Here is a 25,522-nt window from a genome sequence, read left to right on the forward strand (position 1 = left end):
CGGATCGTGGCCGTGGGGTGGCCCGGCCCAGTTGCGGCGTTGGTGTTGTTCGCTCGTTCTTCCAAAGAAAAAGTCACAGCGCACCCGCCGCCCGGCTCCCCGGACTATGCCCAGGGCCGCCGCTGTTTATCTGCGGAAAGAAGAATATCTCCTTTCATAAACCAAGACATTTTTTCATCATTTCCAAGTGGGGAAAATGAAAAAATCAAAAAGTTTTTTTCATGCGCTCAAGGCCACGCTTGATCGACTGGCGGACAGACTCCTCATGTACGCCCTCGGCCTCGGCAATTTCCTTGATGCTCTTTCCAAGAATGATGTGGGCATCAATCCTGCGGCCCTGGATCTCCGGCAAAGAGTTGAGTGCGTTCCACAGACGGATGAACAGCTCCATGCGCTCCAGAAGCTCCTGGGGCGTTGGCTCATGCAGGCAGGCGGAATATTCGATCCCGTCATCGCAGTCCAGAGAATACTGCGCCTTATGCCGGGAGAGCCGCCGCTGGTAGGCCATTTCGTGCCGGGCATCGGCCACAAACACTTCGGCTACCTCGTCAGAAACCTCGATAAACTGATCCTGTGTGTACCAATAATAAAAATCCTTCAGATTGATTGTAGTCATAAATAAACCTCCGTTTCGGTGTTGGGTGGATGAGTGACCGAAACGGGGCTTGGCGGGGAGCGACACTGGGGAATGACTTCGGGCCAACATGACCCGAAGCAGCCCCATAAGAACACAAAAGCGCCCGGGCGGCATGAAGCCACACGGACGCATGAAATGACATAACAATTAAGGTTCCAACAAATTTCGCATACATAGCCGGAATAACCCGGAGGCGGAGCTATGCTTTTTTTAACTGATGTAGGTCATGGGTACTATGAAAAAAGGCAAAAATAGACACGGCGGCAATCCTCCTATATGCCGCCGTGGATTTACACGGTGTTAGGTCGTCGTTGGTTTAGGATAGACGAAAAGAAACGGCGGCTCTGAAAATCAAAGCCACCGCTTCATGGGCGTGTGAATGTGTCTGCTTTACGACGGCTTTTTTTCTTTTGCCGTCGTGCGGCAGATTATTCCATATTTATGAAACTTGGTGCTTCGCAAATATATGGCGAGAAAAACCAGCGCCAATTCCCAAAAAGATCAATGCCGTTGGGATTGCCCATATCGCATACAGCATACCGTTGCTCATTTGTTCCACCGATAGAAGCGAAACAGCCAGAACATGGTAGACAGGAAGAAGCCCGACCAATCGGAACAATGGATTTGTTTCCGGGATCGGCAGCAAAACCGGGAACAGAAAAATTGCCATTGCCGCAACCAAAGCTACAATCTGATTTTTACTGATTGCAGACATCAACAATGTAATTCCTGTAACGCTGATGGTACAGGTAAATGCCAACAGGATTTGATATTTGAGCAGCGTCCCACAGGTGATATTAAAAGGGATAAATGCTTCAACATATTCGCTGGGAGCAAATAGAATACTGCAATTCAATCCTTCCGTTCCGTAAAAAGCACGCGCAAGAAATAAGTTAAAAGCTACTATCAGCGCAGTGGTGAGAATGGCGGTGAGAATGCCAGCTACTACCTTTGCAGTAGCACATTTGGTTTTTCCGTATTTGCTTGTCAATATGATATTGTCAACGCCTTCATACTCGCCGGAGAAAATCGGAGCAAGCATGATGATAACCGCAAGAGCAAGCGCGATAAAAACCCGCACCATGTTTTTACTTGTTGAAAGCCAACCATCTACATAGCCAATTTTGATTTCTTCATTACCGAACACATCGGAAACACTCAATCCGTTCCAATTTCCGTTCAGATCTGAAAATCGTGAAAAGGCTGCGGATTGCATGGCGTTTTGGTAAATATAGGCCGCATTCAACCCATGCAAATCTGATGTCGGCGCAAAATCAGACATCATTTGTCGCACTTTTTCATCGGTCAGGATTCCTTCATACTTTGCTGCGATTTCCTTGTCGATTTCTACTGCTGCTTTGCCGGAACCTTCACCGGCGTTCTGGTCAAAAGCGTATTTGTTTTGATAGGTGGAAAAAGAAAGCAAAGCAGAGAATAGAAGTATCCCGATAAGGGTAACCATAGATAAACGCTTGGAAAAAATCTTCCGCAGTTCAAAATAAATTAGTTTTTTCATTCTTCACAGCCTCCTTTGAAATAGAACAGGTACAAATCTTCCAAAGTAGGCTGTACCCTTACTGCATTTTCCATCGGCGGACGATCTCCAACAATCCGCAGGATTGTCTGGTTTTCGCTGGTATTCCGCAGATTGCTTGTATTATAGGAAGCCGCGTATTTTTCCGCATAGGCAGTCGGAACCGTACATTCCCATACTTGACCGTTGATTTCAGAAGTAATCTCCTGCGGATTTCCAAAATGAATGATTTGCCCGGACTTCATCATAATGATTTCCTCCGCGATAAACTCCACATCGGAAACAATATGCGTAGACAGGATTACAATGCGGTCTTTGGAAAAGGCACTAATCAAATTGCGGAAACGGACGCGCTCTTTCGGGTCAAGCCCCGCCGTCGGCTCGTCTAAAATCAAAATGCGGGGATCATTGAGCATGGCTTGTGCAATCCCTAAACGCTGTTTCATGCCTCCCGAAAAAGTTTTGATTTTGTGCTTACTTTCCTTTGATAAATCTACCGCTTCCAGCAGTTCTTTTGATTTCTTCCGCGCTGCCTTCTCGTCCAAGCCTTTTAGGGCAGAAACATATAGCAGGAAGTCAAACGCTGAAAAGTCCGGGTAATATCCGAAGTGCTGGGGCAAGTAGCCCAAGAGGCTTCGATAGCGTTCACCCAGCCCAACAGCATTTTTCCCATTCAACAGTATTTTTCCGGAAGTGGGATTTTGGATATTGCAAAGCAGCCGCATTAGCGTTGTTTTTCCTGCGCCATTTGCGCCCAGCAAGCCGTAGACACCATTAGCCAGAGTAATATTCAAATCGTCTACGGCGATTTTGGAACCGAACTTTTTTGTCAGTCCAACTGTCTTTAATTCCATAAAAAAGCTCCTTTCTCCATAGGGAGCAATAAAATACTCTCCATGTGTTTTCATGGAGAGTATAGCGGGTAAATATCTATTTTTTATCTACAAGACAGGAGTTTTGAAGAAGGCGGAAACTTTTGCTCCCACTTCGGTATTTTCAATCCTCAGATAACCGTTATGGTGTTCACAAAGTAGCTTACAAATATATAACCCAAGTCCGAAATGCTCGGAATGGTTGCTTTCCCCTGTGAAGTACGGATTTGCGGCTTTTTGTAGGCTGTCTTTATCAAAACCATTCCCATCGTCCGATACGGAAAGCAGCAAACCGTTGTCATGCAAGGCGAAAGATATTGTTACCAAAGTACGGGCATACCGCACAGCATTAGAAATCAAGTTGTTGCATACCTGTGAGATAAATGCACTGTCAAGAGATAGCTGCAAAATAGGGATGTCATTTTGTAAAATCAACTCTTTTCCGTTTTTCGTACAAACGATTTTTGCGCTGTCATATAAAGAAGATACCAACGGTTGCAAGTCAATCAACTTGTAATCCGGCTGCGTATCTTCCATACGCCTAAGATTGCTCATACTGCTCACATAGTTTTCCATACGGGAAATATGCTTTCCCATTGTGGCGGCGGTTTCCCTCGTTTGGGAATTGTCGCTGGCTTGCAGCATTTCATTATAGCCTTTTAGTACCGTCAGAGGGGTACGCAAATCGTGAGCAAAAGCGGCGTTGAGTGCTTTTCTTTCTTCAACTTGCCGCCACATTTTAGAGAAATTATCCGCAAGGGTTGTCCGCATGATTTCAAAGGACGCGCAAAGCTGCCCCAATTCATCGTTGCTGTCATAGTCGATTGAAAAGTCCAAATCATTGTTCGCTATTTTTTCAGAAGCCGCCCGCAGTTCAGCAAGCGGTTTTTTCAGTTTATTTTTGTAAAACAATAGCGCAGCCGCTATGATACAGAATGCAGAATAAATAGGGGGTGTAACGGTTGGCAACAAATCTAATATAGCAAGCAATTGTTCGTCTTGTTCGTTCAAGACAGGCAGCTCCTTATAAATATAAGTCCCTTCTCCCAAACGTTCCCCCTGTTCATTCGTCAAGTAGTATTTTTCGCCAGTATTAGGGTACTTTTCATTGATTTTATCGGCGACAGTTTCACATACAGAAGCAGTCATAATTGATAGGGCAAGAGCGAACATAACAAAGAGAACAATATAGAGTACAAGACTTTTACGCAGAGATAAATTTTGTACGGGTCGCATTATTTTAACCATTTATATCCGCACCCCCAAACTGTTTCAATATATACCCGGTCTGTATATGCCGCAATCTTTGTTCGTATCCTGCGGATATGCTCTGCCACAACGCTGCTGTCGCCCTCGCTGTCATAACCCCAAATACGCTCATAAATCCGTTCTTTATCAAAGACCTGTCCCGGATTTTGAGAAAGCAGTTCCACAATATCAAATTCCTTTTTTGCAAGACCGACACGCTTATCGCCAAAGAACAAGCAACGTTCCGAATAGTCAATCGTCAAATCACCGGAAAACTTGACTTGCGCTTCAAAGTTGTGTCGCGCTTCCCGGCGCAGATGAGCGCACACCCGCGCTTCAAGTTCCATAAGTGAAAAGGGCTTCACAATGTAATCGTCGCCGCCAACAGCAAAGCCGTTTACCTTATCTGTATCTTCGATTCGGGCAGTCAGAAAAAGGATTGGGCAGGATATGTGATCGCGGATACGCTTGCAAACCTCTAACCCGTCCGTTCCGGGCATATTGATGTCAAGCAAAATAATATCCGGTTGTTTTTCCACTTGCTTTAGTGCTTCTGCACCATTGGAAGCAGGCAAGACACGAAAGCCCTTGCTTTCAAAAAAGCTGCCGAGCATAGAAACAATATCGCTTTCATCGTCAGCAATCAGTATCTTTGCATTCATTATGCTCACCTCCTAACAGCAAATATAGCAATCCTTTTTCAATTATTTATCTATTTTCCGAAAGTCTTTTGTACGAGCATCCATAGGCTTCTCCGCAGTTTTAGGGAGCAGCCAAACACCGGCCATTTTCACAGCGCCGAGGATACGCCCTCCGGCACAATAATAATTTACCCTACGAGGTGTCACGCCCCACTTTTCGGCAGCCTCTTTCAATGTCATATAGTCCATTTCGCACCTCCACAGGATATATTATAGTTCTCTACCTCGAATAATACAAGTTAGAGCCTACACGGATGCGAAATAAAATACTACTTAATGTAAAATCTCATTACATTCTCATAATTCAACCCGAAATGTAGAATGATATAGGGTGATATGAGAATGAACCAAGATGAAAGAAGGTTTGACTTTCACGGCCTCGGAGCGGCTCTCAAACGAGCCAGAGAAGAAAAGGGCTGGACACAAGCCTATGTTGCGGAATTAGTAGACCGTGACTCCCGTACCATTATGAATATTGAGAACAAAGGTCAGTATCCCAGTTTCGACCTTTTTGTTAAACTCATTACTATGTTTGACGTTTCAGTTGACCAGTTTATTCATGCGGACGGAGGGGCAAGGTCAAGCTCTTGCAGAAAACACATTGATGTGCTGCTAAACTCCATGAATGAAAAAGAGCTTGTCGTGATAGAAGCCACAGCCGAGGGCATTAAGAAAGCCAGAGAAACGGAGGATGCGTAAGAAAAGCGTGACCTCCGTTTTTTTGCGCCATGTAGCGGAAGCGCACGAAACGGCAAGCAATTCGGGTGTGGCCACACTCCGAAATTTTTGCTGGCCGCAGGCCCGCAAAAATGCTTGTTGGGGAGCTCCCCAAACCCGCTGGACTTCGGGACAAATTGTCCCAAAGTTCCGGCGCTATGCGCCTGTTATCTGCGGCCTGTCGCTACCGCTCCTGGGCCTTATTTTCCCGCCCGTCTGTCACGCCGAGCAGATGATCTATGTTCGCTTTGACCGCCACAGTCTGCCGCATATCCGCCTGGGCCTTGCGGTATTCCGCATAGAGGGCTTTTTTCTTTCCCGCCAATTCCTGGCGGGACTTTTTCATATCCGCCATCTTTGGCAATTTTGCCCCGTCCAAAAGCTCATTCATAGTAGCCCGGGCCGCCCGGTAAGTAGCAAGCTCCGTCTCATGCTCCGACAGATACTTTTTACTGTACCGGGCCGCTTTGTAACCATCAAACACAGGCCGGGTTTTTGCGTAGTCCACAGTAGCCGCCATGAGCCCGGAGGTCTTTTCCAGCTCCGCCTCCGTTTGCCGCAATTCCTCGGACAGTGCGTGAAAACGCTCTACTGCCTTTTCTGTACTGGCCGCCAGCGCGTCATAGTCCATCAAATCCTTTTCCCGCAGGTACTGGAGCGCAGCAGCCATCTGTTTCAGATTGTAAACCTTGGCCCACCGTTCATAGGCCGGGCCCTTGCCCTGTGCCATGCGCTCTTGAATGTCTATAATCAGATTGACACGCCGGGCAGGAGCCGGAGCCTCCTGCGGGAGCTCCGGGATCGGACGCTCCCCGGCAATCACAGCCCGGATGTCCTCGGGATCAAAACCATCCCCGAGGGTAGATGCCCGCAGGCGGGTGGGCTTATCCTGCCCGGGAGCAAGGAAGGAGATCACACCGCCACGGCCATGCTTTACCAGAAAGCCGGACTCCTCCATAAGCCTCAGAAACGCCGGAAAATCGGCGGGCTGTTTTTGCAGAGACTCCACGATGGCCAGCCGCACCCGCTGTTTTGCAGAGGGCGGCTTTTCCCCAATCCACTGGCCATAATGGAGATACCGGCCCTTGCTGTGCTGTTTTGGATTTTGGATCACAGAGAGGTCATGCTCAATGCACACCCGGTCAGAGAGCCGCCGCAGGGCAAAGCTGGAGCCGATAAAATTATGGAACTTCCGAGAGCGGTCAAAGGCCGTTGAATTAAAATAAATGTGATTGTGGAGGTGGCCCTTGTCTGTGTGGGTGCAGACAAAAAACTGATACTTTCCCTTCGTCCAGCGCATGGCTGTTTCATAGCCAATCTGGTTGGCCTCCTCCGCTGTCACTTCGCCGGGCGGGAACGCCTGCCGGATTTGAAAAAACAGGGCTCCACGCTCTACGGCCCGGCCTGTTTCCGCCTGGTACTGGCTCTTTACCAGCAGAAACTCAGCGGGAGCCGTGGCCGGATCGCAGAGGTATGAGGACAGGGCTCCCAGCTTTTTCGGATTAAGCCCATAGTCAAAGCGTTCCTCCATTGTCTGGACAGCGCCTTTCCCAGCCGCCACCTTGTAGGGCCGGATATAAGTTGTAGCCGTGGGCACACCTCCTTCCAAAAGAAAACGGCGGCTGTCCGTCCAGCCGCCGCAGGGGACTTCGGGACAAATTGTCCCAAAGCGTTATCCTGTGATAAAACTCTTTAGCGAGTAGTTGAGACTGTCCAGCTTGTCAATGAGCCACTCCGCCACAGCGGGCAGGCCAAAGGGCGAAACAGCAAAGGCGATCACAAGCCCCTGTATGCCCCAGCGATCCCCCGTGAATAAAGCAAACAGGGCTCCGATCAGACAGAGAAAGGACAGGGCGCAGAACACCCATGACGCAAAGGAAAAAGCAAAATTCAATACTGCCACAAGGAGCGTGAGGGCCAGAACAAAGGGGGCCGCTAAAAGTTTCAGAATGATCCGCATCGCTTGATACCTCCTTGAAAAGTGTGGTTTATGGTTCCTTACATGATAATTATACCTCTGTCCGGGAGGGACAACAAGGATGCCTCCGGCTTTCAGCACCTCGGGACAAATTGTCCCGAAGTAGTGAAAACCGGGGAGCGGCATACGCCACTCCCCGGCAGGATCAGAGTTCTACCAATGCGGAGAGCTTTTTCAGCAGATCGGACAGCGGCCCCCACAGGGCGGCATAGTCCCGTTGCAGAGCGGCGATCTCCTCGGGATAAATCCCGCCGTAGGTGTTGGCCTGGATCGCCACTTGATTGAGGTTGTTTGAGCACCGCCGCTGGAGCGATACCAGCTCCCGGACGGGCGAGAGGTCAACATGGAGCACATAGCCATTGAGGGCCATTTTCCGCATATAGGCCCCCATATTGCGGATGCCCGCCTCGGCCATGCGCTGTTGAATAAGGGCCTGCTCCTCCTCGGACACCATCACATGGAGATGGATCGGGCGGCGGCGTTTCTTTGTCATCGTTCCTCCCGTTCCCGGCTTCGGCGCTTGTGGGGCGGTTCCTTAACCTTATCCAGCTCCTTTTCCTCCGGGGGCGGGGCCTGGTTATTGAGAACGCCATCCAGCATATTGTAATTGTGCTCGGTGGCGATCTCCGCACTTTTCATCGGGTTATATCTTTCTTCCATACAAATCCTCCTATCGGTCGCCCCGGTCGGGGGCCTTTTTCTTGTGAACAGGATCGCCCCGGCTGGCCTCGGCCAGAGCCCCGGCCTCCTTCATCTGCCGGGCAATCGAAAGGGGCCTGTCCTCGCTTTTCCGGGATAATTCAGAAATAACGGGGGCAGGACGGAGCTCATAGTCGGACGCCTCCTTTTCGGTCAGCGGCCTCGTATAAGTCAGATGCCCCCATGCCAGAAATGCGCCGCCCTCCACCGGGATGCGGCGGTCATAGTTGACGATCTCATCCGGGGCATTGTGGGGTGGTTTGGGGAATGTCCCGATGTCCACAGGCCGCTGGGTAGAGTAATACTTGTAAAAGCCGGGGGCCTCGGTCTGCACGATCCCCACATGGTAAAGCCGCTGATAGTCCTTTACCCGGTCTGAAAAATCCTGTTCCATAGCGGCCAGATCGTTGCCGTAATGTCCCCATTCATACTGCCGCTGGCCGTTCTTATCATCGTAACAGGCCCATGTGACATAGGGGGATGGGGCTGTGGGATGATGCCCCAGCGCAAAGCCCCTGCCATTTTCCAGCATCACAGCCTTCAAAATGGAATAGCCTTGATTTTTGTCCACAAATACACCTCCTTCATCGTGTCATATCCTTTTCCGTTTTCCGGGCAAAGGGCTGGAGCTGGTAAGGGCTCTGCCCATCCTCCGGGCGTAAAAACTCCATCCGGCCCGCCGCATAGATGGCATTTTTCGTAAGCTGTCTCTGCCATGCCCCCTGGCTGGGAGCCCACTTGAAACCGTTGCTTTTCATTTCCCGCCGCTGTTCCTCTGAGGGCTTTTCCTCAAAAAAGAGCTGCAAGCGGTTTTCTCCTTCGTTGATTTCCGCCCGCCCTCCGGGAAAGGCCCAGCCCGCATATTCCGACTGGCTTTTCAAATCCTCAATGCGCTGGCGTGTGCGGCGGATGTTGGCGTTGTTGTTGGTAAGCAGATAGGACGGATAGGGTACGGGATTTTTGCGCCAGTCGGATGCCATAGAGGACTGGAGCTTTCCGATTTCCTCGGCGGACAGGACGGGACAGCCCTCCAGCGTTTTATGCTTGCGGTAGTAGGCATTGACGGTTTTCATTTCCTCCTGCATGGCCTCCAGCCCTGCCAGCTTTGCCTCCAGCTTTTCCACAGCCCGGTCATCGTCTGCGCTGATCCCGCCCATACCTGTTGAGCGCACCTTATCCAGCAGGCCCTCGATCTGCATATATTCGCCCATGTTCTTATCCCGGGCGGCGTTCTGCTTTTCCTTTTTCCGCACCGGGAAGTTGGAGCCTCCGGCGATGAGGATGGAGGGTACACGGGCGTCTATGAGATTGCTCTGATTAATGTTCTCCGCCAGCTTGCGGGCATAGCGATCTATGAGCCCGTCAATCTTTTCGTGGTACATGGGATCGACACGCCCTTTCTGCTGTTCCCCGAGGGCATAGGCCCGATCCACCATTTCATGGTAAGCGGCGGTAGCGGAGCCGGGAACATAGTCGGAAAAGCTGTTGGCGTTTTTAGCACGCCGGGCGGTCTCCTCATTGATGGGGTAATATTTCGGCATAATTCCTCCTCTCAGAAAGCAGGGACTTCGGGACAAATTGTCCCAAAGTCCCGCTGTATGGATGTTGACAGCATCGGGGCAAACGGGGCCAGACCGTAGAATGATACGGCAGGCCACCGAAACGGCCCCGGAAAGCCTTGATATAAGCGGGTTTTGCAGGCCCTAATTGTCAACGGATGCCCCCCGCTTTCTTCGCATATATTCCCGTTGCTGGCGGCGGTGGGCTTTCTTTGCACAGGCCGCCGAACAGTACGCCTGCCGCCTGTCCGGGGGAACAGGCCCGCCGCATACCGGGCATATCTTAAAATCCGGCCTTGGGCCCTCGCTCATAAGGGACGCTTCCAGCGCCGGATCAAGTTGCAGGACGGACTCCCGGAAATAGCGGCAGTATGATCCCGTCCAGCATTTACCCAGCATATAGCAATCGCTATCCAGCGGCAGGCATCCGTATTCCCGGTCATAGTTGGCGCACCATGTTACCACAAGAGAGCGGATCGCTGTCTTTTCCTTGCGTGTCAGTTCACGGGACAATCCATCACCTCCCGCCAGCCCCGGCCTTCAAAAGCTCCTTGTAGCAGGACACACAGGCGATCCCCCGCCAGTAACAGCAGCCATAACAGGCGGAGCCCCTGGGCGGCCTGTTCTCAGCGGGAGCCTGGGGACGGGGTTTTTCTTTCATCATTCGTTCAAAGGGACTGCTGGTAAAATTCATCTGATTTCCTCCTTTTCTTCGGTTTCGTCCTCCTCGTCCCACGGGGGGCCGTCATCTTCAAACTCGTCATAGTCCGGGTACTCCCCGCCATCGTCCTCCTCGGGTTGGTCAGCCTGCTGGTGTTTCGGACGGTAAATCTTGAAATACCATGCGGCCCCGCCGCCGATGCCCATGACAGCCAGCACCAAAAGGATCATCCCGGCGTTGCCCGGCTTCTCGGGTTCCGGCTCAGGCTCCGGGGCAGGCTCGGGCTCCGGTTCTGCGCCTACGCATTTTTCCAGATTGACGGAGCACACCGGGCAGTCGGTATTGACAGTCCCCGCCGCACATTTCTCCGGACAGGAGCAGACCGCCTGTTCCACGCCAGCGGCCTCGGCTGCGGCCAGCAGATCCCCCTCATCCACAACGCTGAAAAAGTAGGTTTCATACTGTTCGCCTTCCTCGTCCACAGGCTTGTCATAATCAATGACAATGTAAAAGGTATTGCCGCCGCTGGTCTGGACGGTAATAAACTGCTTGTTGGTGTGCTCGTCATAGAGCAGATCACGGGTTACAAGGTTTCCCTCCTCAGAAAAGCCCTCGCCCGGCGTAATGGTCGGCTCCGGGGCCGGGGGTTCCATTGTGGGATCGCCGTAGTCCTCGCCCTCGCCGCCGCCTGCGTAGGCATAGGCGGGAACGCTAAAGCCGCATAACAAAACAGCGGCACAAAGCGCCGCTGTCAAAACTCGAAACCGTTTCATATTCAGTTTTCCTCCTTTTCCTCATCCTCGGACTTCGGGACACTTTGTCCCAAAGCCCCGCCGCCTTTCAGCTTTTCAAACAGCAGGGGCAGTTCCGCAAGGGGGATGCTCATGCCACGCACGATGTCCACGATCTCGCTGTTTTCCGCCTCCAGCTTTTTCTGCTCCAGCTCCTTGAGCCGGGCCTGCTGTTCGCTGATTTTGGCCTTGACCTTATCAATCTCGGCCTGGATTTTCATGCTTTTTGCTGTTGCCATAAATGACCTCCAATCATGGTAAACGCCCGTAGGCGTAAAAATGAGACTGCCAGTAGCTTGTATTTAAGTTTGCATATCCGATGGGATCGCCACAATGGAGCATCCGCCCATCGCCTACATAAATCCCACAGTGGCTCACGCCCGGGGTATCATAGGTTCCCTTGAAAAACACAAGGTCGCCGGACCTTGGGGAGCTGGTCGGAGTACAGATGTTGTAAAGCCCCTGCGCCCCAAGGCGGCCCACATTCCAGCCGGAATGATTGATCACCCATGACACATATCCGGAGCAGTCAAAAGATGTAGACGGGCTGGAGCCGCCCCACACATAGGGATAGCCGATGTATTTCTCTGCCTCCGAGAAAATAGCAGCGAATGTTTCATCGTCCAGATATTCCCCCGGAACCTCATAGCCCTCCGGCGGGTTGGTAATGTATTTGTCCACATAGGGGGAGTCGGGAAACAGGTCGGGACGGTTGCCGAGGGTGGACATATAGATGGAGTACCGGGACATTTGTTCCTCGCTCAACAAGGAAACAGGCAGGTGGGACAGGTTTTTGTTTTCCAGCGTCACATAGCAGATGTACCACGAATAGGGTTCATCGTCGCTGTCATAGCGTGTCTCCACCTCCACACGCTCCGTCAGAATATACTGGCGGTCAAAGAGCATTTGCAGGGAGCCCTCCACCTGTGAAAGCGTCCATTCCCCCTCATGGAGCGCCGACAGCAGGGAAATAAGCACATAGGGATCGTGTTCAATCTCGTCCAGATCGAAGTGGTACTCGTCATAATCGTGGGTGCTTTCGTAGGTATCAAGGTAGGTTTGCAGTTCTGCCTCCAGCCCGGCATAAGCCGCCTCCGCCCCTAAAATCGCCTCATCCTCAGAGGGGTAAGTGGTGGCTCCCAGCGCCCCGGCTCCGGCGTTGCCGATGGACACCAGCGAGGACGAACAGGACTGGAGCAGGACGATCACAAGGACACAGGCCAGCGCCAGCAGGCATCCGACTGGATGGCGCTTCACAAACCCGGCGGCCCGGGCTGTCAGCTTTTCCGTGGCGGCGGCTGTTTTCCCGGCGGCTTTAGCTCCCTGTTTTGCGGCCTCCTTCGCCCGCTTCTGGTATTGCCTTCTAAGCCGCTGTTTCTGCCAGTACCGGGTAAAATAGTTTTGGGAAAGCTCCGGGTGCTCCTGTGCGGCGGTGTGGAAATGATAATCCGCCGCCGCTTTCTGATACCTGGCCTCGGCTCGGCTGGCCGCCCTTGCCGGATGCTCCCGGACTTTGCGTTTTACAAACCGGGAGCCATGCCGCAGGACAACCTCCCCGGCAAGCTCCGAGCGGTGGGCCCCTTCGGTTCCTACATTTTCCTGTTCCACCTCGTAGAGCTTGCCATGCACAAAGCCGTGAACGCCCCATCCGGCGGCCCCCGCCGCCTTACGGATCGGGCCTTTTTGTTTGGGCGGCTTCTGCTTTGCCAGCTTTTCCCGGGCGGCCTCCCGTTTTTCGCCCCGCTTTTCCATGCGGAGCTTGGATGCCGCCGCTTGTTCCTGCTGGCTTTTCTGCCGGAATTTTGACTTTGGGACACTTTGTCCCGAAGTGCCAGACGCCCCGGGCTCCTGTTCAGAGCCAGCCCCAAAAGCAGAGCCCTCGGGCTCGGCAGCCCCGTTTACGGGTTCCGTATGCGTTTGGGCCTCCGGGCGTGGTTTATTCGGTTTTCGCTTCATTCTTCATATCCTCCGGTCGGGTGGTTAAGAGGTCATAGATTTCCCCCTTCGGGAACCGATCCACAAACGGGATGGTCACATTCCCGTAAAACAGCAGGCCCTCGCCGGAATTAGAGTGGGTAATGTAGGAAAGCTGGTGCTCGGAAATACCGAGCTGTCTTGCCAAAATCGCCCGGTCACTCTGAGCCTGCGAGAGCAAAATCATAAAGTCGGTGTTATCCAGAATGTTCTCGATCTCCCGGCTGGCCAGAAGGTCTTTCACATTCTGCGTGAGGGCGCTGGGAACGCAGCCTTTCTTTCTCAGCATTTTCCACACCGCCACAAAATAGCTGGCGGTCAGCGGATCACGGAGCAGGACATGGAACTCATCGAAATAGCACCATGTCGCCACGCCCTCCCGGAAGTTGGTATCTACCGCCTGGGACACAAATTCATTTGTGATGTGCATGGCGATCTTGCGGAGGTTTTCTCCCATGTTTTTCAGCACGATACACACCACCCGGCTGTCGGTTTTCACATTCGTGGGATGGTTAAACAGGTTGAGGGAGCCGGTGCAGTAGAGCTCAAGGGCAGTTGCCACACGCCGGGCCTCGGGCTCCGGCTGTTTTAAGAGCTCCTCATACAAGTCCTGCAAAAGCGGGGTTTTTCCTGTATCAAGCCCAAGGGCCTGTTCCCGGTACACCAGCCGCACACAGCGGTCAACAACTGTCTTTTCGATGGGCTGTAAGCCTTCCTTTCCGCCTACCACCAGCTCGCACAGGGAAAGCAGGAAATCCGCCTTCATGGAAAGAGGGCTCTCCCCGGCGGCCATGTTAAGCTCCACATCCATCGGGTTTAGGTGGTGGGGGCTGTCCGGGGCAATCTCGATCACCTGTCCGCCCAGCCTGCGAACCAGCGGGGCATATTCGCCCATCGGATCAACAATGATAATCCGATCCTGGGGGATGGTCAGAAAGACATTGAGCAGTTCCCGCTTTGCCGCAAAGGATTTTCCCGAGCCCGTAGAGCCGAGGTACATTCCGTTGGCCGACTTCAGCTTTTTGCGGTCAGCCATAATGACATTGTGGGAAAGGGCGTTCATGCCATAGTAGAGGGCCTGCCCGTCCATCCGCAGCTCCCTTGTCATAAAGGGGATGAAAATTGCCGTGGAGCTGGTTGTCATACCACGCTGGATCTCCACTTCGTTGTAGCCGAGGGCCAGCGAGGACACAAAGCCCTGTTCCTGTTGCCAGTCCAGCCGCTTGAGGGCGCAGTTGTATTTCTGTGCGATGCCGCCCACGGTAAACACATCGTTTTCCAGCCGCTGGCGGGTAGGGGCCATATTGACTACCGTAAAAGTCAAAAGGAACATCCTCTCGTTGCGGGACTGGAGGTCAGCAAGAAGCTCCGCCGCATCCTTGGAAAAGGTAATGAGGTCGGGCGGGAGAATGTCGGGATCGTACCCGGCCCGGACAGCCTTCCGCTGTTCCTCCACCTTCATTTTCCCGATGTCGGAGATTTTTCCCTTGATGGTTTTGATGGCCTTTAGCTGATCCACCGTCTGGATATGGAGGGTTACAGTCATTTCCGCATCCAGCTCCAGGATTTCTGCCAGCAGTTTATCCGAGAGCTCAGACGCCAAAATCTGCAAGTAGGAAACAGCGCCCCAATACTGGCCCACCCGGAACAGGCGGGAGTGCCGGAAGTCAAAGCTGTCCGGGGCGATATAGTCCTTGGTGCCGAGCCCCGTCTGCGGGATGTCCTTCCATGAAAAGCAGAACGGTTCCCGGTTGCCCGGATGCATCTGGCTGTGAAGCAGGGCCAGTCTTGCCCGCCCGTCCATCGGTTCACAGGGAACACCCAGCCGCTTAAAGTTGCCCATCACATCGGCCTCCACACGCTCCAGACGGGGCCGGGCCTCCACGATCCCTCCGGCTGGGATGCCGAAAGTAATGTACTTGGAGCGTTCAATCCCGTTGTTAGACCGGGCGATCTGGTTTTTCAGCATCCCGGTAAATTCCTCCCGGACGCTGTTAAAATCATCATCCGCCTGGGGAATGTTTACCTTATAGCGGCTCCGGGAGTGGGAGCGGCGGTTGATAAAGGAAAGCTGGAACGGCAGGGAGCTGTCAAAGTAGTTGAGGAATGAGCTCCAGCCGCCAAAGATTGCAGTCTGATCCTCGGTGGATGCCACGGAATAATTGATGTCCTCATATTCCACGGTCTTTGTGTAGAGCCCGCCGGGGAGCTTGCATACCCCGTCCGGGTGCATCGCCACATAGGGGATCGTCTGCTGGGCGGACAGGGCCGCCCTGTTTTTAGCCTTTGCGGTTTTTCTTCCGCTGGTTTGATTTGCCTTTCGCAATCGCATCCTCCTTTCTCACAGCGCCCCGTCCGGCAAAGGGGGCGTAAATGTTTTGTGTCTGATAGGGCCTGACTCCGGGACGCAGAAACCGGGCCCGTATGATGTTTTTCAGCACCTTTTCCGCCGGGAGCCCGTCCTTTTCATACATGGCCAGAAGAAACGCCGGGAGCATCACGGCCAGCATAAGGAACATGGCCCCGGTATTACCGATAGAGCCTCGGGCCAGCAGATAGGACGGGATGCCTACCGCCGCCGCACAGCCAAAACAGATGAGCTGGCGCTTGGTAAGGTTTAGGGCCATTTTGGTTTTTACTTTTGACAGGTCGTTGGGTACATTCACATAGGGCATGGATCAGCCTCCTTTCCAGCCCCTTTAACCTCGGGACACTTTGTCCCAAAGTCCGGGATCGTGCTTTTCACTTCATTTCCCCACACCTCCCAGCCGGGCGGGGACTGTCTGGCAAAGAGCTCCACCCGGGGCAGGTCGCCCATAAGGGCCACGATCTTTTCCCGGGCCTCGTCCGGCTTTTTGCTGTGGGCTTCAATCGGGGAAATGATAAACTGATGGATATTTGCCGCCTTCCGTTTGGGATGGCCCTTGGTAGCCAGCAGGCAGATCTCCGCATTTCCCCTCGTCCAGAAGCCAAGACCATAAAACCAACTGTCTGCCTTTTTATTCTTTTTCAGCCAGACAAAGGCCACCGACTTATAGCGGAAGCCCCACGCCTCTATGAGCCGCAGGGCCTCCGGGAGCTGGGGGAAAGTCGCCCACAAAAAAAGTGCGCTGTCCGGGGCGGCCAGATCAGCCACCGGGAGCGCACACAGCTCGTCAATCCCCATTGTGGGATAATGGTTTTCTGCCGCCCCCTGTACTTTATTGCGCTGGTACTGCCAAGGGGGATCGGCGTAAATGATAGAATAGTTTCCGATAGTCATACTCCTTTCTGCCCGGCTTTGACCGCCTCAGTAGCCAGCCGGATGCGTTCTGTAGCCGGGGCGTAAAAGGCCGGGGCGGTTTCAAAGCATACAAAGCGGCGGCCCGTATTGACAGCAGCCACAGCAGTCGTGCCGGAGCCAGCGCAGATGTCTGCCACTACCTCCCCGGGCCGGGTATAGGTTCTGATGAGATACTCGCACAGCTCCACGGGCTTTTGCGTAGGGTGGACGGTGCGCTGTACGGAAGAAAAGGCCAGCAGGTTTCCGGGGAAACGAAGGCCATCCTCTGATCCACTGCTGGAACGCAGAAATTTTCCATAGTTGGGGCTGTTGCTCCCTTCACGGGAAATTTTCTTATAGGGCTTGCCCTGTTCAAACTGCGGATCGTAATAGGGCAATTTTTGATAAAACACCAGAATGTTTTCCGTCCGCTTTAGGGGAGCCCGCCTTGCGTTGAGAAAGCCAGTACACCTGCTTTTGTACCACACCCATTCATAGCGGAGCATAGAGAGGTTGGATGCCCCCAGTACCTTATCATAGGGGCATTGTGCGAAAAACAGCACTGCGCCATCCGGCTTGACCGCCCACTTGACCGCCTCCCACAGCTCCGGGAGCGGGAGCGGCACATCCCAAAAGTTCCGGGTAGTGCCATAGGGCGGATCGGTAAGGAGCATATCAACCGAGTGCTTCGGCAAAGAGCGCAGCCCTTCAATCCCGTCCATCAAAAACAGCCCCTCCGGGCAGGCTGGAGACTTCGGGACAATTTGTCTCGAGGTCACATCACCTGTCATCCCGGGCCTCCTTCTTCTTTGCCGGGGCGGTTCGGGCGGCATTTTCCTTCCCGGCCTCCCTTGCGGCCTGTGCCATCTGCTCCTTGATCGGGGTGGGGCGGACTGCCTCGGCCCGGGCGATGAGCTTTTCCACCGCTGAATGGTACGCCTGGGCTCCCGCCGCATTGAGCCGCTCCTGGGTGGCCCGGTCATTGATCCGCACTGTAGAACGGTAGCCCGTCCTGCTGGTGGGATCGGGTTTGCTGGGAGCCCCGAGGAAAATCCCGTTCTTACCATCCACCACCTTGAAATCGTCAATTACTACACCGCCATAGTTGACGCTGGCAAAGCCGATGAGCTTGCCCTGGGGCTCAATCGGGCGAACCGTGACTTCGATGGGAACAGCGGCCTCCTGCAAAATTGCGTCCGTCCGCAGCTTAACCGCCTCGTCCACCGTCACGCCTTTTACCTCGGCCAGTTCCGCAATCGGCGCATCGAACAGCCAGCGCCGCTCCTCGGCGGCGATCTGTTCCGGGGTTAATATGACATCCTTATCCAAAATCATTTCCTCCTTTCCCGGCCTCGGGACAAATTGTCCCGAAGTCCGTCTGTTTAATGCGCCCCGAAGATGCGCTGGGCGATGCCGCCTGTCTTAAACAGCATGAAGCACAGAAGAACCGTATAGCCTACGGTTCCCCATATCGCTCCAATCGGATCGCCGCCTGTGGCGATGCCCTGGACGAGCACCGCATAGATCGCAACACAGACCAGTATGAGCATCCCTTGAAAGCCCACGGCGAACAGGGATTTTAGGTAGTTCTGCCCTGTGCTGCCCAGCTCCCGGTTGGAAAGCGTGGCAACGGGGAGAGGGGCCAGACTGGTCATTAAATATATTTCAATCATTCTTCCGTACACCAGAACGAAAATGATGATCCCCATGATCTGCATGGTCAGCCCGATCACAGAGGACTGGAGCCACAGGCCAAGGAGCGGCCCCAAGTCCATGCCCTCCAGCGTGGTTTCCAGCTCCGCCAGCATATCCGGCGTAATGTCGGTGGAGCCCTGAATGAGCCCCGCCGCATCCGCAATTACGCTCTGCGACACATCGAACACCGCCATGACAATATCAAAGGTGTTGGAAAGAATGAGGATGGCACAAGCGGTCTTGAATACCCATTTGTAGATATTCGCCACATCAAACTCGTGCATATTGTTCTTTTCCAAAAGCATCTGTATCAGCTCGTAGGTGGCAACAAAGGTCAGCACCAATCCGGCAATCGGTAGGATCACCGTTTCGGAAAGCTGGCGGATGAGGGAGAAAACCCCGGCGTTCCATGCCGCCGGGGTAGTCCCTACCTGTACCGCAATCTCTCCGACTTTGGCATTGACGGTATCAAAGAGCCCTTCGAGGTTCCCCATGATGCCGCTGATCAACAGCTCTTTCAGCCAGTTCGTGAGCCAGTCGGTGAGAAAATCCATAAGCCCTCCTTAGAACAAGCCAGACAGCAGGGGGATCAGCGTGGTTCCCAAAAGGATGATGCCGCCGCCAGCCATGAGCTGCTTCATGCCCTGGCTTTTGGAACCTGGGTTGTCCGATCCGTAGCCCTCCAGCAGATTGACAACGCCCCACACGCCAAGTCCAGCGCCGAGGGCTACAACAAGAGTCTGCAAAGTATCAATAGCGGAAGTGAAAAACTGCATAGAGCCTCCTTTTCTCCGGGGTATTCCCGGCCATGAAAAAAGCCGCCATTTCTGGCGGCAGGTTACATACTTCGGGACACTTTGTCCCAAAGCCCTATTTATGCAAAGGCGTCCGGATCGTCGATGTCATCATAATTGAGGATGTCCTCGTCCTCGCTTGTGAGCCCATCGTCCGGCACAGCCACGGCATACACCTCACACAGCTCGTCCGGCCCGGGCCGCCTGCGGCGGTTAATGAGCCGGTCAAGGTCAAAGGCGTTTTTCTTTTTGTCGGCTTCAGCCGTATATCGGTAGTTCGGGTGCTTTTTCAAATCGTATTTCGGGGAATAGAACGGGGGCAGGCCCCGAAGCTGTAAAATGCACTTATCCCCGGGCATGGTTGCCAGCTCGCTGGGTGTCATCAGCTCCCGGCCCAGCCGCTGGTTATTTTGACTGTAGCTTTCCGACTGGCCACGGGAGCGGCTGTCCGTCTGCATGGAGATTGTAGCCTTACCCAGCCAGTTCTCGGATATTTCCTTGATGGTGCTGGCCTCCCGGCCCCCGAGGAATATCACGCTGTCCATATTTCCCAAAATGGTTTCGGCGTGTTTATCGTAAATCGCCTTACACTGGGCCAACTGCTGATAGAACAGCGTCAAGCTGATCTCACGGGAACGGATGACAGCCACAATTTTTTCAAGCTGGGGAACCTGCCCTGTGTTGGCGGCCTCGTCCCACAGCACCCGTACATGATGGGGCAGGCGGCCTCCGTGAACATTGTCGGCCCTCTCGCACAGCAGATTGAACATCTGCGAAAAGGCCAGAGCCACAAGGAAATTATAGGTTTGCGTAGTGTCCGAGATGATAAAGAACACCGCCGTTTTTCGATCCCCGATGCGGTCAAGCTCCAGCTCGTCATAGGCCATGACCTCCCTAAGCTGGGGGATGTCAAAGGGAGCCAGCCTTGCACCGCAGGAAATAAGGATCGACTTCGCTGTTTTGCCGCTGGCCAGTTTGTATTTTTTATACTGCTTGACCGCAAAGCAATCCGGCTTTCGTTTTTCCAGGCCCGCAAACATATAGTCCACGGCGTTCATAAAATCCTCGTCATCCTCCTTGACCTCCATCCCGGAAATCATGTCAACCAATGTGTTCATGTTCCGATCCTCGGCGGGGCCCTCGAAAATGATATAGGCGATGAGGGCGCAGTAAAGCAGGGTTTCCGATTTTGTCCAGAATGGATCGCCTTCCTTGCCTTCGCCTTTTGTGTTGGAAATAAGGGCATTGACAAACTTTAGAATGTCCGCCTCGGTCTTGATATACGCCAGCGGGTTATAGTGCATGGATTTTGTGAAATCAATGGAATTGAACACCTTGATCCGATACCCACGCTTTTGCAGGAAGTGGCCCACCTGCCCAAGAACGCCTCCTTTGGGATCGACACACACATAGCTGCATCCGCCGTTTTTGTCTGCGCTGGCCTGCAAAATCTGCGGGGTAAGCCAGAACCGGGTTTTGCCGGAGCCGGACGAACCGATCACACAGGCATTGAGGTTGCGGGCGTTGGCCGGATTTTTCGGACGGGTATTCATGGTAAGGAACTCCGTCCCGGTCAGAATGATGTTGTTTTCAAACTTTGGATCTACGAAAGGGGCTATATCTTTCGGACAGCCCCAACGGGCTGATCCATACTCCTCATCCCGCCGAAATTTTTTGGCGTTTTTGCTTTTCACATAGACCATCACCCGGAACGCCACAGTCCCCACAATGCCAACAAGCCAGTCAAAAGGAGCAAGCCCCGGGGCAAAGTCGGCAAAGGCCGGGCCAATGGTCTGGCCCAGCCCCATGAGCTTATGAGCAAAATCCGCACCCGCCGCCAGACGGTAGGCCGTCCCAAGTTTGAGAAAGGCCCACAGGACAAACAGATACGGGATGTTGGGAATAATGTATTTTTTGATGCTATCGTTCTTCACGAACCACCTCCTTTGTCCGTTCCTGTGTTTTGGGCGGTTCCTTTACAAGCTGTTCCGCCGCTTTTTTGAGCTGTTCCCGGATGGGGATGCGGCTGGATTTTGACTGTTCCAGAAGCCTGCGGGAATACCGCTCAAAACAGGCGGTAATTGCATCCGCCTGTCCTGCCTTGAAAAACAGCAGGTATTTGTCCGGCCCGGTTTTGTAAAAGGCATAGTCCACATGAAAACGGCGGGCCATACGGTCAAAGAGCTTCGGGGCCTCCACCTCGATGCTGTTCACATTTTCGCCGTGAGCCATGAGCTTTTTCACGCTCTGCCTGCCGTGGGGCCTTTGGGCTTTCTTATGCCGTTTGGCGATCTGGCGGCCCGCCGCCCGGAGCACATAGGCCAGCCCCCGGGCTGTCAGCTTGCTGGCCCGGACAGAAATCGCTATGGAGCTCCGGGAAATTTCTTCATCAATCAGTTACACCGCCTCCTTTCGCCTTGGGACAAATTGTCTCGAAGTCCCCGTTACCGTTCCTCGTGGTGTTTTTCAGCCAGCCGCTGGAACCCCTCCTTTGAGGAACCGTCAATAATTTCTTGATAAGCGGCCATCTGCTCCCGGATCGAAAGCTGGGGGTAAGCAAAAACCCTGTGTTCAGCGGGGATGTCCTGGGGGCCGTGGTAGACCTCCCGGAAATCGTCACTTACCTTCGTCACATAGCCGCCCGGTGCAAAGTGTCCGTTTTCGTTGATGGAAATGTCCCGCCCGTATGCTTCAAAGTCAAAGTAGGGTTTTATATTATCCGGCACTTCGAGACTTTCCATATCCTCCACATAAAGGCGGCCCAGCATTTCCTCATTGTCCACGCCGGGATGAAAGTCGTAGCAGTCCAGATTTTGCGTAAGGTTGATCAAGTCCTGCACCGAGCCACAATGCTGGCCGCTGTCCATAACCGCCTCCAGCGTTTCCCGTTCTGATGGGGAGAGCTCCTTCAGCAGATGGGCCAGATGGTTGAGCTCGTCAATGTTTTCATACTCGCCCAGATAGTCATAAAGGCCGAGAATGTCGCTGTCAAAGGAGATAATAAAGTATTCCTGGCAGCGCACCCCGTCCACGCCGATCCGCTTTAAGAGGGACTGCACCTCCTCCGTGTTGGTGGGGAAATGCAGCGTTTCCCCCACCAGATGCCCCGCACTGTAAAGGGCAGGATTTGAAATGAAAGCCTCAAAAACAGACTCCATCAGCGTTTGCCCTGTCCCTTGACGGTCAGGATGCCCTCAAGGGTGGTGGCGGTAATTCCCAGCCGCTGGGCCACGGCAATATCATTTTTCATGGCCTCGGTCATGGTGTGGCCGCAGACCACCAGCACATGGGAGCGGCGGAGCAGGTCACGGCCCATGTCGATGCCGCTTTTATGCTCCTCGGGTACTGCGTCATTGAGAAACAGGGGCAGATAAAGGAGCGGGCAGATCGGGGAAAAGCCTGCCTCATAAACCGCCCGGCAGTAGCGGGCGGCCTGTTCTGCGTTTTCACTGTCGCCGCTCAACCATGCGGCGGTAATGTATGCAAGGGGACGCTTCATAGTCAATACCTCCGATATTTTAATAAGAAAGTTCAGCCCAATCCCCCCGCCCTTTCCCAATCATGGGAAAGGGGGCGGCTCTGGAGGATATACCCCCGCCGCTTGCCGGGGAAATAGCACAGCCGGGGCAGACCGTCAAGGGCAGGCCGCCGTAAAACGGCGGTGCGATGCACCCTTGACAGCCCGCTCCCGGCTGTACGAAAAAACAGGCGGCGACGGGGGATATATACCACCAGAGCCATGATGCGGAGGGCAGGGCCCTCGGGACAAAATGTCTCGAAGTGGTTACTTGTCCTGCTCCATCTTTTTCGGAGCCTTCGCCAGTTCGGGCGGCTGTTTCTCTTTCCACTCGTCAAGCAAAGTCATGATCTGCTCCTTCATTTTGGCGGGAGTGGCCTCCTTGCCAAAATACTTTTCCAGTTCAGCGGTAGAAATAATCACGCCTCGATCCTCCTTTTTCTTTTCTGATAAGATGCCATCAATGACATCACCATTGAGTTTCCCGTCCTTGTCCAGCTCCCGGAGCTTTTTCGCTTGGGCCAGAGAGGGGGATGCCTGTTCTCCGTCAATGGAAACAGCGATCAGCCGCTGGTTTTTGGGGCGGATATAGGAAATCTCCACAGCGGGCATAAAGCCCATTTTTTTATCGTCCACCTTGTCCAGCAGTTCCGGCACAAGGGAGTTCAGCCGCAGATAACGCATGACCTTTTTATAGTTCATGTCGTGCGCCTCGCCCACGATCTCAACGGAGCGTTTTCCAATATCGCCCTCGGCCACATTTTTCAGCCGCCCGCCCTGGTGCTTGATGTCCTCCACTTCCAGTTCCAACAGGGCGGCCAGTTCGCTGGGGAGCGTCTGATCCCTCTGCTTGTTGCTGTCCTTCATGGCCTGTACCGCCTCGTGGTCAGTCATTTCCCGGACGATAAAGGGCATTTCCTCCAGCCCGGCCAGCTCACAACCATGATGGCGGCGATGGCCCGCCACGATCTCATAACCGTTGCCATCCTTTTCCGGGCGGGCAAGACCAGGAACCATTACGCCGTTTGCCTTGATGGACGCTACCGTTTCCTGCATTTTGGCGTCGTCCCGCACCTTAAACGGGTGGGGGCGGAATGTGTGGAACGGATGCATTTCGGAAAGTTTCAGATAGACCAGCTTTCCTTCCTCCACAGGACGGGGTGGAGCGGCTGGCTCAGGCGGAGCCTGTTCCGGGGCCGGAGCCGCATTTTCGGGTGGGGCCTTTTCGGGTTCCGGGGCAGCTTTAACCTCCGCAGCCTTTTTCCCACTTCGGGACAATTTGTCTCGCTTAGTCGGCGTGGCCTCGCCGGGGGCCGCCTTATCCGCCTTGGGTGGGCGGCCCTTGCGGGGCTTCGCCGCCTCCTTGCCAGCAGGCTCCGCTTTTTCCTCTTTTGGAGGACGGCCCCGACGGGCCTTTTTCGGTTCGCCATCCCCAGCGGCGGGAGGTTCCTCCTGCGTTTTCTCCTCCGGCTCTTTTGCCGCCGCCTCTTTTTCTACCTCGGCCCGGGCTGTCTGCCGCTTTTCATTCATCAGCTCATTGATTTTGTCAAAGGACACCACCACATCACCGGGCTCGGGCTGGGCAGGCCCCTCCTGCTGGGGTGTGGGAGCGGCAGTCTGTTCGGGAGCTGGAGCCTGGGGCCCGTCAACCGTAACAGGAGCGGGAGCCTCCGGGAGCTTCTCCTCACCGGGGCCTGTGTTCAATTTTTCATCTGCCATTCACTATCCTCCTTTTCGTGAAAGTTGCACAATTTTGCGGGTTAAATTTCTGTAATTATTTTTCCGCCTCCTTCCGGTCTATCCACGCAAAAAAGCCGCCCGATTTGAACGCCGGACGGCTTTTTGTGTAATGTGATAGATCAAATATTATTTTTTTGGGTTCGTAGGCTCCGAAAAGCCTTGTATTTACAGCGTTCCTAATAGGAAACAATCATATGATAAATGCATGACAAACACATACTGACTTCGGCTGCGCTGCCCGCAGCGGGCTACACTGTTCAAGCCGCAGCGGGCTGCGCCTATGACCCACAGAGTTTTGAACAATGTGGGCATTCAGACCTGGAAACACAGCATTCCGCACCCACAATGTTCAACCCGAACGATGTGAACATTTAACGTAGGACAGTTTCTTTTTGCACACTGATCAAATATAAAAAGTTATAATAATATTCTACACTGTTCACGCTGCACAATGTGCAACAGCGGCGGCGCTTCCCACTTTGATGTGAACACAAAAAAAGCAGGTTGAATTTAAAAAATTCAACCTGCTTGGTGGTTGCGGGGGCCGGATTTGAACCAACGACCTTCGGGTTATGAGCCCGACGAGCTACCAGACTGCTCCACCCCGCGATATTTACTTTTTTTGCTTTTCAGCGGCTCTCGCTGACTGCTCAAGTATAATACCACAGAGCGGGTAGAATGTCAACCCTTTTTGAGAAAAATTTTCGTATTCTCCTGCCGCAGCTTTTAACGCACCATTGTCCGGTGCTGTGCGCGGTATTCGGCGGGGGTGATGCTGTACAGACGGCGGAAGGTTTTCAGGAAGCTGCTGTAATCCGGAAAGCCGCTTTCGGTGCAGGCATTCAGGACGGAAACGCCCTCTTCCAGCGCCTTGCGGCAGTGCTGCATCCGCAGATAGGTCAGGTAGTTGTGGATGCTCTCCATGGTGCACTCCTTGAACGCACGGGAAAGGTGCTCCCGGCTGGCGTAAAGCTCTTGCGCCAGCTGCGCGGTGGTAAGGGTCGGGTCCTGATAATGGGTCTGAAGGTAGGCCACCGCGCGCGACCAGTACACTGGTGCTGCTGGGTGTTCTAATCCCTGACTGTTCCGGGTAAAGCAACGAATACGTTGCCCCCATTTCTCTGAAGATATCCTGCATCTAAA

30 protein-coding genes and 1 tRNA gene are annotated in these 25,522 nt (G+C 53.6%); 1 reads left to right on the forward strand and 30 read right to left on the reverse strand.

The annotated features are described in order from the left end of the window. Window positions 1–205: 205 nt before the first annotated feature. The 6 genes from MTP43_RS10955 to MTP43_RS10980 all read right to left on the reverse strand — a co-directional run bounded on the left by MTP43_RS10955 (window position 206) and on the right by MTP43_RS10980 (window position 5,181). Window positions 206–616, reverse strand: a complete 411-nt coding sequence (locus tag MTP43_RS10955) for an RNA polymerase sigma factor (protein ID WP_118013838.1) — start codon at window positions 614–616, stop codon at window positions 206–208. A gap of 460 nt (window positions 617–1,076) precedes the next feature. Further along, window positions 1,077–2,153 (reverse strand): hypothetical protein, encoded by a 1,077-nt coding sequence (locus tag MTP43_RS10960; RefSeq protein ID WP_021651276.1) that lies wholly within the window; start codon window positions 2,151–2,153, stop codon window positions 1,077–1,079. Beyond that, the gene (locus tag MTP43_RS10965) at window positions 2,150–3,025 is read right to left on the reverse strand and encodes an ABC transporter ATP-binding protein (protein ID WP_044961423.1); all 876 of its coding nucleotides are present in this window, start codon (window positions 3,023–3,025) and stop codon (window positions 2,150–2,152) included. Before MTP43_RS10965 ends, MTP43_RS10960 begins: the two co-directional genes overlap by 4 nt. Before the next feature lie 87 nt (window positions 3,026–3,112). After that, entirely contained in the window at window positions 3,113–4,291 is a 1,179-nt protein-coding gene (locus tag MTP43_RS10970; protein ID WP_044961421.1) for a HAMP domain-containing sensor histidine kinase, read from the reverse strand. Next, on the reverse strand, window positions 4,279–4,953 hold the full coding sequence (locus MTP43_RS10975) for a response regulator transcription factor (protein ID WP_021651273.1): 675 nt from the start codon (window positions 4,951–4,953) through the stop codon (window positions 4,279–4,281). The genes MTP43_RS10970 and MTP43_RS10975 overlap by 13 nt, the downstream gene beginning before the upstream one ends. A 42-nt stretch (window positions 4,954–4,995) precedes the next feature. Continuing rightward, window positions 4,996–5,181 carry a helix-turn-helix domain-containing protein gene (locus MTP43_RS10980; protein ID WP_050005652.1) on the reverse strand — a complete coding sequence of 62 codons (186 nt, stop codon included), beginning with the start codon at window positions 5,179–5,181 and terminating at the stop codon, window positions 4,996–4,998. Window positions 5,182–5,328: 147 nt separating this feature from the next. Between MTP43_RS10980 and MTP43_RS10985 the strand changes: the two genes are divergently transcribed. Beyond that, a complete protein-coding gene (locus MTP43_RS10985) occupies window positions 5,329–5,691 on the forward strand; it encodes a helix-turn-helix transcriptional regulator (RefSeq protein ID WP_174887867.1) in 363 nt (120 codons plus the stop codon). A 202-nt stretch (window positions 5,692–5,893) separates the two neighbouring features. Here the strand turns inward: MTP43_RS10985 and MTP43_RS10990 are convergent, their stop codons facing one another. The 24 genes from MTP43_RS10990 to MTP43_RS11105 form a co-directional block, all read right to left on the reverse strand. Beyond that, window positions 5,894–7,240, reverse strand: a complete 1,347-nt coding sequence (locus tag MTP43_RS10990; protein WP_249235192.1) for a relaxase/mobilization nuclease domain-containing protein — start codon at window positions 7,238–7,240, stop codon at window positions 5,894–5,896. A 141-nt stretch (window positions 7,241–7,381) separates the two neighbouring features. Then, window positions 7,382–7,669 carry a CD1845 family protein gene (locus MTP43_RS10995; RefSeq protein WP_055246214.1) on the reverse strand — a complete coding sequence of 96 codons (288 nt, stop codon included), beginning with the start codon at window positions 7,667–7,669 and terminating at the stop codon, window positions 7,382–7,384. A 163-nt stretch (window positions 7,670–7,832) separates the two neighbouring features. After that, complete coding sequence (locus tag MTP43_RS11000) at window positions 7,833–8,180, reverse strand: plasmid mobilization protein (protein WP_015560015.1); 348 nt, start codon at window positions 8,178–8,180, stop codon at window positions 7,833–7,835. Then, the gene (locus MTP43_RS11005) at window positions 8,177–8,347 is read right to left on the reverse strand and encodes a DUF4316 domain-containing protein (protein ID WP_005933602.1); all 171 of its coding nucleotides are present in this window, start codon (window positions 8,345–8,347) and stop codon (window positions 8,177–8,179) included. The genes MTP43_RS11000 and MTP43_RS11005 overlap by 4 nt, the downstream gene beginning before the upstream one ends. A gap of 10 nt (window positions 8,348–8,357) precedes the next feature. Then, entirely contained in the window at window positions 8,358–8,957 is a 600-nt protein-coding gene (locus MTP43_RS11010) for a hypothetical protein (protein ID WP_227615038.1), read from the reverse strand. Between the two features lie 13 nt (window positions 8,958–8,970). Next, on the reverse strand, window positions 8,971–9,927 hold the full coding sequence (locus MTP43_RS11015) for a hypothetical protein (protein WP_249234812.1): 957 nt from the start codon (window positions 9,925–9,927) through the stop codon (window positions 8,971–8,973). 162 nt (window positions 9,928–10,089) lie between these two features. After that, window positions 10,090–10,458 (reverse strand): cysteine-rich VLP protein, encoded by a 369-nt coding sequence (locus MTP43_RS11020; protein ID WP_249234813.1) that lies wholly within the window; start codon window positions 10,456–10,458, stop codon window positions 10,090–10,092. A gap of 177 nt (window positions 10,459–10,635) precedes the next feature. Next, window positions 10,636–11,379, reverse strand: a complete 744-nt coding sequence (locus MTP43_RS11025) for a DUF4366 domain-containing protein (protein ID WP_249234814.1) — start codon at window positions 11,377–11,379, stop codon at window positions 10,636–10,638. Window positions 11,380–11,381: 2 nt separating this feature from the next. Beyond that, window positions 11,382–11,636 (reverse strand): DUF4315 family protein, encoded by a 255-nt coding sequence (locus tag MTP43_RS11030; protein WP_054328114.1) that lies wholly within the window; start codon window positions 11,634–11,636, stop codon window positions 11,382–11,384. Window positions 11,637–11,649: 13 nt separating this feature from the next. Then, the gene (locus MTP43_RS11035; RefSeq protein WP_249234815.1) at window positions 11,650–13,353 is read right to left on the reverse strand and encodes a C40 family peptidase; all 1,704 of its coding nucleotides are present in this window, start codon (window positions 13,351–13,353) and stop codon (window positions 11,650–11,652) included. Next, a complete protein-coding gene (locus MTP43_RS11040; protein ID WP_418249610.1) occupies window positions 13,334–15,703 on the reverse strand; it encodes a VirB4-like conjugal transfer ATPase, CD1110 family in 2,370 nt (789 codons plus the stop codon). Before MTP43_RS11040 ends, MTP43_RS11035 begins: the two co-directional genes overlap by 20 nt. Continuing rightward, a complete protein-coding gene (locus MTP43_RS11045; RefSeq protein ID WP_015560022.1) occupies window positions 15,651–16,046 on the reverse strand; it encodes a PrgI family protein in 396 nt (131 codons plus the stop codon). The genes MTP43_RS11040 and MTP43_RS11045 overlap by 53 nt, the downstream gene beginning before the upstream one ends. After that, on the reverse strand, window positions 16,034–16,633 hold the full coding sequence (locus MTP43_RS11050) for an MT-A70 family methyltransferase (RefSeq protein ID WP_249234816.1): 600 nt from the start codon (window positions 16,631–16,633) through the stop codon (window positions 16,034–16,036). The genes MTP43_RS11045 and MTP43_RS11050 overlap by 13 nt, the downstream gene beginning before the upstream one ends. Continuing rightward, window positions 16,630–17,424: a DNA-methyltransferase gene (locus tag MTP43_RS11055; protein ID WP_249234817.1), complete on the reverse strand. Its 795-nt coding sequence runs from the start codon at window positions 17,422–17,424 to the stop codon at window positions 16,630–16,632. The genes MTP43_RS11050 and MTP43_RS11055 overlap by 4 nt, the downstream gene beginning before the upstream one ends. After that, complete coding sequence (locus MTP43_RS11060) at window positions 17,414–17,962, reverse strand: septation protein SpoVG family protein (RefSeq protein ID WP_074664075.1); 549 nt, start codon at window positions 17,960–17,962, stop codon at window positions 17,414–17,416. The genes MTP43_RS11055 and MTP43_RS11060 overlap by 11 nt, the downstream gene beginning before the upstream one ends. Window positions 17,963–18,015: 53 nt before the next feature. Next, on the reverse strand, window positions 18,016–18,882 hold the full coding sequence (locus MTP43_RS11065) for a VirB6/TrbL-like conjugal transfer protein, CD1112 family (RefSeq protein ID WP_249234818.1): 867 nt from the start codon (window positions 18,880–18,882) through the stop codon (window positions 18,016–18,018). 9 nt (window positions 18,883–18,891) lie between these two features. After that, window positions 18,892–19,104, reverse strand: coding sequence for a Maff2 family protein (locus tag MTP43_RS11070; protein WP_014080814.1), 213 nt, complete (start codon window positions 19,102–19,104; stop codon window positions 18,892–18,894). A 98-nt stretch (window positions 19,105–19,202) separates the two neighbouring features. Next, window positions 19,203–21,056 (reverse strand): VirD4-like conjugal transfer protein, CD1115 family, encoded by a 1,854-nt coding sequence (locus tag MTP43_RS11075; RefSeq protein ID WP_249234819.1) that lies wholly within the window; start codon window positions 21,054–21,056, stop codon window positions 19,203–19,205. After that, on the reverse strand, window positions 21,043–21,438 hold the full coding sequence (locus MTP43_RS11080) for a PcfB family protein (protein WP_158365361.1): 396 nt from the start codon (window positions 21,436–21,438) through the stop codon (window positions 21,043–21,045). Before MTP43_RS11080 ends, MTP43_RS11075 begins: the two co-directional genes overlap by 14 nt. A gap of 128 nt (window positions 21,439–21,566) precedes the next feature. After that, window positions 21,567–22,280, reverse strand: coding sequence for an antirestriction protein ArdA (locus tag MTP43_RS11085; RefSeq protein WP_158365360.1), 714 nt, complete (start codon window positions 22,278–22,280; stop codon window positions 21,567–21,569). Further along, window positions 22,280–22,621 carry a DUF7768 domain-containing protein gene (locus tag MTP43_RS11090; protein ID WP_148336334.1) on the reverse strand — a complete coding sequence of 114 codons (342 nt, stop codon included), beginning with the start codon at window positions 22,619–22,621 and terminating at the stop codon, window positions 22,280–22,282. Before MTP43_RS11090 ends, MTP43_RS11085 begins: the two co-directional genes overlap by 1 nt. Before the next feature lie 285 nt (window positions 22,622–22,906). After that, on the reverse strand, window positions 22,907–24,358 hold the full coding sequence (locus MTP43_RS11095) for a ParB/RepB/Spo0J family partition protein (RefSeq protein ID WP_178646086.1): 1,452 nt from the start codon (window positions 24,356–24,358) through the stop codon (window positions 22,907–22,909). Window positions 24,359–24,911: 553 nt separating this feature from the next. Further along, a tRNA-Met gene (locus MTP43_RS11100) sits at window positions 24,912–24,988 on the reverse strand. Window positions 24,989–25,105: 117 nt separating this feature from the next. Further along, window positions 25,106–25,432, reverse strand: coding sequence for a helix-turn-helix domain-containing protein (locus tag MTP43_RS11105; protein WP_238057092.1), 327 nt, complete (start codon window positions 25,430–25,432; stop codon window positions 25,106–25,108). Between the last annotated feature and the right edge of the window lie 90 nt (window positions 25,433–25,522).

It is taken from the genome of Faecalibacterium sp. IP-1-18, assembly GCF_023347355.1.
GTDB lineage: Bacteria > Bacillota > Clostridia > Oscillospirales > Ruminococcaceae > Faecalibacterium > Faecalibacterium prausnitzii.

Excerpts from the sequence above, each read along its gene's own strand:
- MTP43_RS10955 (WP_118013838.1), bottom strand. The coding sequence starts at position 616 with ATGACTACAATCAATCTGAAGGATTTTTATTATTGGTACACACAGGAT.
- MTP43_RS11050 (WP_249234816.1), bottom strand. The coding sequence starts at position 16,633 with ATGACTATCGGAAACTATTCTATCATTTACGCCGATCCCCCTTGGCAG.
- MTP43_RS11025 (WP_249234814.1), bottom strand. The coding sequence starts at position 11,379 with ATGAAACGGTTTCGAGTTTTGACAGCGGCGCTTTGTGCCGCTGTTTTG.
- MTP43_RS10970 (WP_044961421.1), bottom strand. The coding sequence starts at position 4,291 with ATGGTTAAAATAATGCGACCCGTACAAAATTTATCTCTGCGTAAAAGT.
- MTP43_RS11045 (WP_015560022.1), bottom strand. The coding sequence starts at position 16,046 with ATGCCCTATGTGAATGTACCCAACGACCTGTCAAAAGTAAAAACCAAA.
- MTP43_RS11015 (WP_249234812.1), bottom strand. The coding sequence starts at position 9,927 with ATGCCGAAATATTACCCCATCAATGAGGAGACCGCCCGGCGTGCTAAA.
- MTP43_RS10980 (WP_050005652.1), bottom strand. The coding sequence starts at position 5,181 with ATGGACTATATGACATTGAAAGAGGCTGCCGAAAAGTGGGGCGTGACA.
- MTP43_RS11035 (WP_249234815.1), bottom strand. The coding sequence starts at position 13,353 with ATGAAGCGAAAACCGAATAAACCACGCCCGGAGGCCCAAACGCATACG.
- MTP43_RS10995 (WP_055246214.1), bottom strand. The coding sequence starts at position 7,669 with ATGCGGATCATTCTGAAACTTTTAGCGGCCCCCTTTGTTCTGGCCCTC.
- MTP43_RS11090 (WP_148336334.1), bottom strand. The coding sequence starts at position 22,621 with ATGAAGCGTCCCCTTGCATACATTACCGCCGCATGGTTGAGCGGCGAC.
- MTP43_RS11040 (WP_418249610.1), bottom strand. The coding sequence starts at position 15,703 with ATGCGATTGCGAAAGGCAAATCAAACCAGCGGAAGAAAAACCGCAAAG.
- MTP43_RS11005 (WP_005933602.1), bottom strand. The coding sequence starts at position 8,347 with ATGGAAGAAAGATATAACCCGATGAAAAGTGCGGAGATCGCCACCGAG.
- MTP43_RS11085 (WP_158365360.1), bottom strand. The coding sequence starts at position 22,280 with ATGGAGTCTGTTTTTGAGGCTTTCATTTCAAATCCTGCCCTTTACAGT.
- MTP43_RS11095 (WP_178646086.1), bottom strand. The coding sequence starts at position 24,358 with ATGGCAGATGAAAAATTGAACACAGGCCCCGGTGAGGAGAAGCTCCCG.
- MTP43_RS10960 (WP_021651276.1), bottom strand. The coding sequence starts at position 2,153 with ATGAAAAAACTAATTTATTTTGAACTGCGGAAGATTTTTTCCAAGCGT.
- MTP43_RS10985 (WP_174887867.1), top strand. The coding sequence starts at position 5,329 with ATGAGAATGAACCAAGATGAAAGAAGGTTTGACTTTCACGGCCTCGGA.
- MTP43_RS10990 (WP_249235192.1), bottom strand. The coding sequence starts at position 7,240 with ATGGAGGAACGCTTTGACTATGGGCTTAATCCGAAAAAGCTGGGAGCC.
- MTP43_RS11000 (WP_015560015.1), bottom strand. The coding sequence starts at position 8,180 with ATGACAAAGAAACGCCGCCGCCCGATCCATCTCCATGTGATGGTGTCC.
- MTP43_RS10965 (WP_044961423.1), bottom strand. The coding sequence starts at position 3,025 with ATGGAATTAAAGACAGTTGGACTGACAAAAAAGTTCGGTTCCAAAATC.
- MTP43_RS11070 (WP_014080814.1), bottom strand. The coding sequence starts at position 19,104 with ATGCAGTTTTTCACTTCCGCTATTGATACTTTGCAGACTCTTGTTGTA.
- MTP43_RS11055 (WP_249234817.1), bottom strand. The coding sequence starts at position 17,424 with ATGACAGGTGATGTGACCTCGAGACAAATTGTCCCGAAGTCTCCAGCC.
- MTP43_RS11065 (WP_249234818.1), bottom strand. The coding sequence starts at position 18,882 with ATGGATTTTCTCACCGACTGGCTCACGAACTGGCTGAAAGAGCTGTTG.
- MTP43_RS11030 (WP_054328114.1), bottom strand. The coding sequence starts at position 11,636 with ATGGCAACAGCAAAAAGCATGAAAATCCAGGCCGAGATTGATAAGGTC.
- MTP43_RS10975 (WP_021651273.1), bottom strand. The coding sequence starts at position 4,953 with ATGAATGCAAAGATACTGATTGCTGACGATGAAAGCGATATTGTTTCT.